Source organism: Campylobacter sp. IFREMER_LSEM_CL2090 (genome assembly GCF_025771865.1).
GTDB lineage: Bacteria > Campylobacterota > Campylobacteria > Campylobacterales > Campylobacteraceae > Campylobacter_D > Campylobacter_D lari_D.
In genome coordinates, this window is record NZ_JAKMRA010000031.1 from 1 (window position 1) to 880 (window position 880).

1 pseudogene is annotated in these 880 nt (G+C 24.9%); it reads left to right on the top strand.

Annotation, left to right across the window (positions count from 1 at the left end):
• Positions 1-880: pseudogene (locus tag L8V85_RS08280) on the top strand (glycosyltransferase family 2 protein); the annotation flags it as partial.

The following is an 880-nucleotide window of genomic DNA, read 5'->3' on the forward strand; positions in this document are numbered from 1 at the left end:
ATTATAATAAGATATATGAGGCTGGATATCTAGATCAGGTAAATGATTGGACTTGGTTTTTGGGTTATAATAAAAATCGCTATAACGGAAAAATTAGTTCACTATTGTGGTTAGAACGATATAAGCAAATGAAACATTTTGCATTTGTCTGGCAAGGTATGATTAATTTTAATTTTTTAAAAAATATAAATTTAAAATTTATTGATGGAATTTTTCATCAAGATGTTCATTTTGGATTTTTGTTATTTGCACAGAGTAATTATATTTTTTTAATACCTAAAAAATTATTAACATACCGTATTCGAAATGGGGCGACCACTGTAAGAAATTTTCAAAATAATTTTGAAGATGAAATACCTTTTTATATTAAAGATTTGCTTGGTTATTTTGATATTAAAAAAGCTAAAGAATATTATAGTATATATAGTTGGATACAAATTATTTTAAAGGTTATATCTCTATGTAATGCAAAAAATAATAAGCACTTCGATTTGTATTGTTTGTTTATCGAGAATCTGAGTCAACAAATTTTAAAATTACAATTTGATCCTGAAAAAGATCCTATGTGTTTAAATAATTATATAGAATCTATAATTTTCTCCAAGCATTTGTATCGAAAATCTCAAGATATGGCTAGCTATTTAACTCAAATTCAGTTATTAAATAATCAATTGTCATTTCAAACCAAGTACGGCACAGCTAAAACAAGAATTCAAAATCAACTCTCCTATAAACTAGGTCAAGCTATGATAGTAAATTCTAAATCTATATTAGGTTACTTAATAATGCCTATGGCATTATTAAGTATAATAATTTCACACAAACAAGAACAAAAAATCTATCAAGAAAAAATAAAAAAAGATCCTTCTTTGAAACTACC